This window comes from Streptomyces sp. NPDC051567, from assembly GCF_044454165.1.
Taxonomy (GTDB): Bacteria; Actinomycetota; Actinomycetes; order Streptomycetales; family Streptomycetaceae; genus Streptomyces.
The window spans coordinates 397059-403058 of record NZ_JBITDK010000003.1 but is presented as its reverse complement, the minus strand read 5'-3'; the positions used below and the strand labels follow the sequence as shown (position 1 = coordinate 403058).

5 protein-coding genes and 1 rRNA gene are annotated in these 6000 nt (G+C 74.9%); 1 reads left to right on the top strand and 5 read right to left on the bottom strand.

The window, feature by feature from the left end; translation table 11 throughout:
* Positions 1–136 precede the first annotated feature (136 nt).
* A 5S ribosomal RNA gene (rrf, locus tag ACIA5F_RS06000) occupies positions 137–253 on the top strand.
* A 152-nt stretch (positions 254–405) separates the two neighbouring features.
* On the opposite strand, the gene ACIA5F_RS05995 is transcribed toward rrf, so the two are convergent.
* The 5 genes from ACIA5F_RS05995 to ACIA5F_RS05975 are packed head-to-tail and all read right to left on the bottom strand — an operon-like array spanning position 406 to position 5968.
* On the bottom strand, positions 406–1716 hold the full coding sequence (locus ACIA5F_RS05995; RefSeq protein WP_399349562.1) for a DUF58 domain-containing protein: 1311 nt from the start codon (positions 1714–1716) through the stop codon (positions 406–408).
* Entirely contained in the window at positions 1716–2696 is a 981-nt protein-coding gene (locus tag ACIA5F_RS05990; protein WP_399349560.1) for an AAA family ATPase, read from the bottom strand. Before ACIA5F_RS05990 ends, ACIA5F_RS05995 begins: the two co-directional genes overlap by 1 nt.
* Positions 2693–4015, bottom strand: coding sequence for a DUF4350 domain-containing protein (locus ACIA5F_RS05985; protein ID WP_399349558.1), 1323 nt, complete (start codon positions 4013–4015; stop codon positions 2693–2695). The genes ACIA5F_RS05990 and ACIA5F_RS05985 overlap by 4 nt, the downstream gene beginning before the upstream one ends.
* A complete protein-coding gene (locus tag ACIA5F_RS05980) occupies positions 4012–4671 on the bottom strand; it encodes a DUF4129 domain-containing protein (RefSeq protein ID WP_399349556.1) in 660 nt (219 codons plus the stop codon). The genes ACIA5F_RS05985 and ACIA5F_RS05980 overlap by 4 nt, the downstream gene beginning before the upstream one ends.
* A gap of 7 nt (positions 4672–4678) precedes the next feature.
* The gene (locus ACIA5F_RS05975) at positions 4679–5968 is read right to left on the bottom strand and encodes a glycerophosphoryl diester phosphodiesterase membrane domain-containing protein (RefSeq protein WP_399349554.1); all 1290 of its coding nucleotides are present in this window, start codon (positions 5966–5968) and stop codon (positions 4679–4681) included.
* Positions 5969–6000: the final 32 nt, after the last annotated feature.

The window sequence follows — 6000 nt, the reverse complement described above, 5'->3', positions numbered from 1 at the left end:
CAGATGTGGAAGCCCGGTAACGGGTGGAGCTGACTGGTACTAATAGGCCGAGGGCTTGTCCTCAGTTGCTCGCGTCCACTGTGTTAGTTCTGAAGTAACGACCGTGCCGTTGTCCGGTTGGTTAACTTCATAGTGTTTCGGTGGTCATATCGTTAGGGAAACGCCCGGTTACATTCCGAACCCGGAAGCTAAGCCTTTCAGAGCCGATGGTACTGCAGGGGGGACCCTGTGGGAGAGTAGGACGCCGCCGAACAATTATTCCGGGAAAGCCCCGCACCTTATGGTGCGGGGCTTTTCTGCGTTCACCACCTTTTCAGGTGCCGAGGAACAGAAGAACAGATGAGGGGCCGGGGACATCCCCGGCCCCTCATCTGCGTTTCAGGGGGTATTCGTTTCAGGGTGTTCCTACAGGCGGCCGGCGGACTTGAGGGCCAGGTAGGCGTCGGCGAGGGCGGGGGCCAGGGCGTCCGGGGTGGCGTCGACCACGTGGACGCCGTGGCGGGAGAGCTGCTCGGCCGTGCGGCGGCGCTGGGACTGGGACTGGGCGCCGGCGGCGGCCTCGTAGACCGCGCTCACGCTGGAGCGGGACGCCGTCATCTCCGCGATGCGCGGGTCGGCCACGGAGGCCAGGAGGACCGTGTGGCGCCGGGTGAGACGCGGCAGCAGCGGGAGCAGGCCCTCCTCCACGGGGGCGGCGTCCAGGCTGGTCAGGAGGACCACCAGGGAACGGCGCGGGGCGCTGCGCAGGATGGTGGAGACCAGGGTGCGGGAGTCCGTCTCGACCAGTTCCGGTTCGAGGCCGGCCATCGCGTTCACGAACGACGGCAGGACGTCGGCGGCCGGGCGGCCCTGGACCTGGGCGCGGGGGCGGCGGTCGTGGGCCAGGAGGTCCACGCGGTCACCGGCGCGGGTGGCCAGGGCGGCGAGGAGGAGGGCCGCGTCCATCGCGGAGTCCAGGCGGGGGGCGTCACCGACGCGGCCCGCCGAGGTGCGGCCCGTGTCCAGGCAGATGAGGATGTGGCGGTCGCGCTCGGGACGCCAGGTGCGGACGGCCACCTTGGGGCGGCGGGCCGTGGCGCGCCAGTCGATGGAGCGGGTGTCGTCGCCGGGGACGTAGTCGCGCAGGCTGTCGAACTCGGTGCCCTCACCGCGGGTCAGGAGGCTCGTACGGCCGTCCAGTTCGCGCAGGCGGGCGAGGCGGGACGGCAGGTGCTTGCGGCTGGTGAAAGGGGGCAGGACGCGGACCGTCCAGGGGACGAGGTGGGTTCCCTGGCGGGCGAAGAGGCCCAGCGGGCCGTACGAGCGGATGGTCACGCGGTCGGCCCGGCGGTCCCCGCGGCGGGTGGGGAGCAGGCGGGTGGTGAGACGGCGCCGCTCGCCCGGCGGGACGGTGACCGTGTGGCGGGACGCGGCCTGTTCGGTGCCCGGGAGCCAGCTGCTCGGGGGCCAGGCGTCGCGGACCCGGGCGCGCAGGCGGCGGCTGCCCGGGTTGGTGAGGGTCAGGTGGACCTCCGCCGGTTCGCCCAGGCGCACCGAGGTGTCGCCGGAGCGGCTCAGCTGGAGGGAGCGGACCGGGGCCGCGAGGGCGCAGTCGACCGCGCAGGCCAGGGCCAGGGGGCCGTTGACCGCGAGGATTCCCGTCCAGCTCGGTTCGAGGATGCCGACGGGGAGGCTGCCGAGGGCCGCCAGCAGGGCGGTGCGTCCGGTGAGGGCCATCAGCGCGGGACGGGGACGTGGGAGAGGATCGCGGTGATGACGGCGTCGGCCGTGACTCCCTCCATCTCGGCTTCCGGGCGCAGCTGGACGCGGTGGCGCAGGGTCGGGAGGGCGAGGGCCTTGACGTCGTCGGGGGTGACGTAGTCGCGGCCGGTGAGCCAGGCCCAGGCGCGGGCGGTGGCCAGCAGGGCGGTGGCGCCGCGCGGGGAGACACCGAGGTTCAGGGACGGCGATTCGCGGGTGGCGCGGCAGACGTCGACGACGTATCCGGCGATCTCGGGGGAGACGGAGACCTTCGCGACGGCCTCGCGGGCGGCTTCGAGCTCGGCCCGGCCCGCCACCGGGCGGATGCCCGCGGCGCGCAGGTCGCGCGGGTCGAAGCCGGCGGCGTGGCGGGTCAGGACGCCGATCTCGTCCTCGCGGGAGGGCAGCGGGACCGTCAGCTTGAGGAGGAAGCGGTCGAGCTGGGCCTCGGGGAGGGGGTAGGTGCCCTCGTACTCCACCGGGTTCATGGTGGCGGCGACGAGGAACGGCTCGGGGAGCCGGCGGGGGAGGCCGTCCACCGTGACCTGGCGTTCCTCCATCGCTTCGAGGAGCGAGGACTGGGTCTTGGGCGGGGTCCGGTTGATCTCGTCCGCGAGGAGGAGGTTGGTGAAGACCGGGCCGTCCTGGAAGGAGAACTCGGAGGTCCGGGCGTCGTAGACGAGGGAGCCGGTGACATCGCTCGGCATCAGGTCCGGGGTGAACTGGACGCGCTTGGTGTCGAGGTCGAGGGAGGCGGCCAGGGCCCGGACGAGCAGGGTCTTGGCGACGCCGGGGACGCCTTCGAGGAGGACGTGGCCGCGGCACAGGAGGGCGACGACGAGACCGGTGACGGCGGGGTCCTGGCCGACCACGGCCTTGGCGATCTCGGTGCGGAGCGCTTCGAGGGAAGCGCGGGCGCTGTCCGCGCCGGCGGACTCGATGGCCGGGGACGTCATGACGTACGGACCTCTCTTTCGAGGGCGTCGAGGTGGTCGGCGAGCGCGACGAGTGCCGCGTCGTCGGCGGGGGTGGGGCCGAAGAGGAGGGTGGCCGTGTCCCGTGGGGCCGGGGCCGCCGTCGCGGGGTGGGCGAGGCGGGCGGAGACGGCGGGGAGCAGGGCCGGGGGCTGGTGGGCCTGGGAGGGCGGTACGCCGACCAGTGCGGCCAGGCGTTCGCGGGTGGCGGCGCGCAGGACGGCGGCGGCGTGGTCGCGGGCCCCGGCCCGGTGGTAGAGGCGGGCGCGGCCCTCGGTGGCCTCGGAGGCGCGGACGGCGACGGGCAGCTTCTCGGTGACGAGGGGCCCGAGCCGGCGGGCGCGCCAGAGGGCGGCGAGGGCGGCGGCGAGGAAGAGCTGGAGCAGGGCCCAGGACCAGCCGGGCGGGATGAGGCCGAAGAGGTCCTGTTCCTGGCCGGCGCCGTCGGAGTCGGCGTCCGTGAGGGACGGCAGGTACCAGACGAGGCCGGGGCGGGAGCCGAGGAGCTGGAGGGCGAGGGAGGCGTTGCCCTCCTCGGCGAGGGTCTCGTTGAGGAGGATCGTCTCGGAGCCGAGGAGGACGGTGTCGCCGGTCGCTCCGCCGGTGCCGGTTCCGGTGGGGAGGACGAGGAGGGTGGGGTGGCCGTTGCTGGGGTAGCAGGAGGTGGCCCCGGGGAGGTCGGTGGTGTAGCGGTGGTCGCCGCCGGTGCCGGCGCGGCCCGCGGAGGTGGCGGCGGGCAGGGCGCAGCCGGGGGCGAGGGTGTGGTGGGAGGCGGTGCCCTTGGTGTGCACGCCGGGGGCCAGGCCCGGGAGGCCGGTGGCGCTGGGGGCGAGCAGGACGGTGCGGCCTCCGGAGAGGTCCATGGCGGACCTGAGGAGGCTGAGCTGGGTGTCGCCGAGCCGGTCGGGGGAGGTGATCAGCAGGGTGGTGCCGGGGCCGGTGGCCTCGGCGGCCTCGCGGGCGGTGGTGACGACGCGGGTGGTGACGCCCCGCTCCTTGAGGAGTTCGGCGACGGCCCTGCTGCCGGTGGGGTCGGCGGAGCGGGGGTCGAGGCGGCCGTGGTGGGTGCCCTGGCCGAGGGCGGCCAGGGTGACCCCGGTGGCGAGGAGCACGACGAGGGCGAGGAGGAGGCCGCGGGCGCGGCGCCAGCGGGCCGCGGCGCCGGGGGCGGTGGAGGTGGCCGGTCCGGCCGTGGCGGGGGCGGGGGCCTCGGCGCCGGTGGGGGCGGCCGGTGTGGAGCCGGGCGGGGCCGGGGGCCGTACCGGGGGGTGCGCCGGGGTGCGGGGGGTGGGGCCGGTCATGCCGTGGGTCCTGTCAGGAGCGGCTTGGCGCGGTCCAGGGTGAGGTCGAGGGCGCGCAGGCGGGCGTAGGTGTCCGCGTCGGCGGTCCGGCCGCCGTAGGTGACGTCGTCGAAGGCACGGGCGGCGGCGCGCAGGGCCGTCGCGTGGTCCGGGAGGGAGCGCGCCGCCTCGGCCGCGGCCTCGTCGGCGGTGCGGCCGGGGCGGGGGTCGAGCAGGGTGCGTTCCTCCAGGGAGCGGACGACGGCGCGCATGCGTTCCTGGACGGCTTCGGTCCAGCGGCCCGCCGCGGCGTGGGCGTCGGCGGTGGCGCGGTGGTCGGCGGCGGTGCGGGTGCGGTCGCCGAAGAGGACGTCCGCGCCGGTGGCGGCCCGGCGGGGGGTGCCCAGGCGCCACCAGAGGGCGGCGGCGGCCAGGACGGTCACGGCGAGGACCGCGAGCAGGCCGAGCGTGCCGCCGGGGGTCGCCCCGGAGGCACGCTCGAAGAGTGCGCCGACCGCTTCCCAGAACCGGTCCAGGGCGCGCTGGAGCAGGCTCGGGTCGTTCGCGTGGTACAGCGGTTCGGACAGTTCCCGCTCGGCCGCCTCGCGGGCGGGGTCGCGGGGTGTCGTCACCGGTGGTGTCGTGGCGCGGGTGATGAGGCCCCCCGTACTCATCATCGGTGCATCAGCCCCCGGTCACCGGTCCGGCGGAGGGCGGTGCGGCGGTGGCCGTGCCGTAGCCGCCGAGGCCCGCGGCGCGGGCCAGTTCCAGGTCGAGGGCCTCGCGGCGGATGCGCTGGTCGACGTAGAGGAGGACGGTGACGCCGCCCTGCATCGGCAGGGTGATGGTCAGGGCGATGACCAGGCCGATCGCCGTGACGATGAGCGCGCCCCAGCTCCGGGAGCCGGAGCTGCCCTCGGCGAAGCCGCTGAGGCCGTCGCCGAAGAGGTTCTGGCCGAGGAAGGTCAGCGGCAGGACGATCACCGACGAGACGAAGGCGGTGATGACGCCGGTGAGGACGGTGATGCCGAAGATGCGCCACCAGGAGCCCTGGACGAGCTTCGAGGAGCGGCCGAGCGCGGTGAAGATGCTCGACTTCTCCAGCATCAGCACGGGCGAGGCCAGGCTGAAGCGGACCCAGAGCCAGCAGATCAGCGGGAGGGAGACCAGGCCGCCGAGGACGATCAGCGCGGGGTTGCCCGAGAGGAGGCCGGGCAGCATCAGCAGGAGGGCGAGCAGGCCCGCGCCGAGGCCCAGCAGCAGGGTCAGCCCGCAGAGCCGGAGCAGCCGGGGACGGGCCTCGCGCCAGGCGCCGCTGATCGAGGAGCGGTGGCCGAGGACGGCCTTGCTGAAGATCACCGTGAGCATGGCGGTGGCCAGGATGGTCCCGACGAGCTGGATGAAGGTGCTCACGACGCTCAGCAGCATGGTGCCGCCGAGGGCTTCGAGCATGGCCTCGGCGTCGATCTCGTCCGTCGGGGTGGTGACGATCTCGGCGAACACGAACTTCTGCAGGAGCAGGGTGACGAGCTGGACGAGGGCGGCGACGACCAGGGAGATCGGCAGGACCGAGCGCCAGTGGGTCCGCATGGTGGCGACCGCGCCGTCGAGGATCTCGCCGAGGCCGAGCGGGCGCAGCGGGATCACGCCGGGCTTGGCCGCCGGGGGCGGGCCCCAGGGTGCGGGGCCGCCGGGGTAGCCGTACCGGCCGCCCTGGCCTCCCCAGCCGGTGCCCTGCTGCGGTACCGCGGCCGGGGGCTGCGGCGTCTGGCCGGGGGCCGGGGTTCCTTCCGTGCCCGGGTTGGACCACTGGCCGGGCGGCGGCTGTGAGGCCGCCCACTTCCGGTCGCCCGTGCCCGGGGCCCGGGCCGGGGGCTGTGCGGCGTCGGGGTCCGGTGTGCCGGCGGGTGCTCCCGGTCGCCGGTCGTCGGACGGGGAGGGTCCGGGCGTAGCCCAGCCCGGAGAGTCGTTCATCGTCGCTCCTTCACGTGCACCTGCGGCGGCGG

What these genes read in the sequence shown, in the direction of transcription:
- ACIA5F_RS05995 (WP_399349562.1), bottom strand. Translation starts at nt 1,716, where the DNA reads ATGGCCCTCACCGGACGCACCGCCCTGCTGGCGGCCCTCGGCAGCCTC.
- ACIA5F_RS05990 (WP_399349560.1), bottom strand. Translation starts at nt 2,696, where the DNA reads ATGACGTCCCCGGCCATCGAGTCCGCCGGCGCGGACAGCGCCCGCGCT.
- ACIA5F_RS05985 (WP_399349558.1), bottom strand. Translation starts at nt 4,015, where the DNA reads ATGACCGGCCCCACCCCCCGCACCCCGGCGCACCCCCCGGTACGGCCC.
- ACIA5F_RS05980 (WP_399349556.1), bottom strand. Translation starts at nt 4,671, where the DNA reads ATGATGAGTACGGGGGGCCTCATCACCCGCGCCACGACACCACCGGTG.
- ACIA5F_RS05975 (WP_399349554.1), bottom strand. Translation starts at nt 5,968, where the DNA reads ATGAACGACTCTCCGGGCTGGGCTACGCCCGGACCCTCCCCGTCCGAC.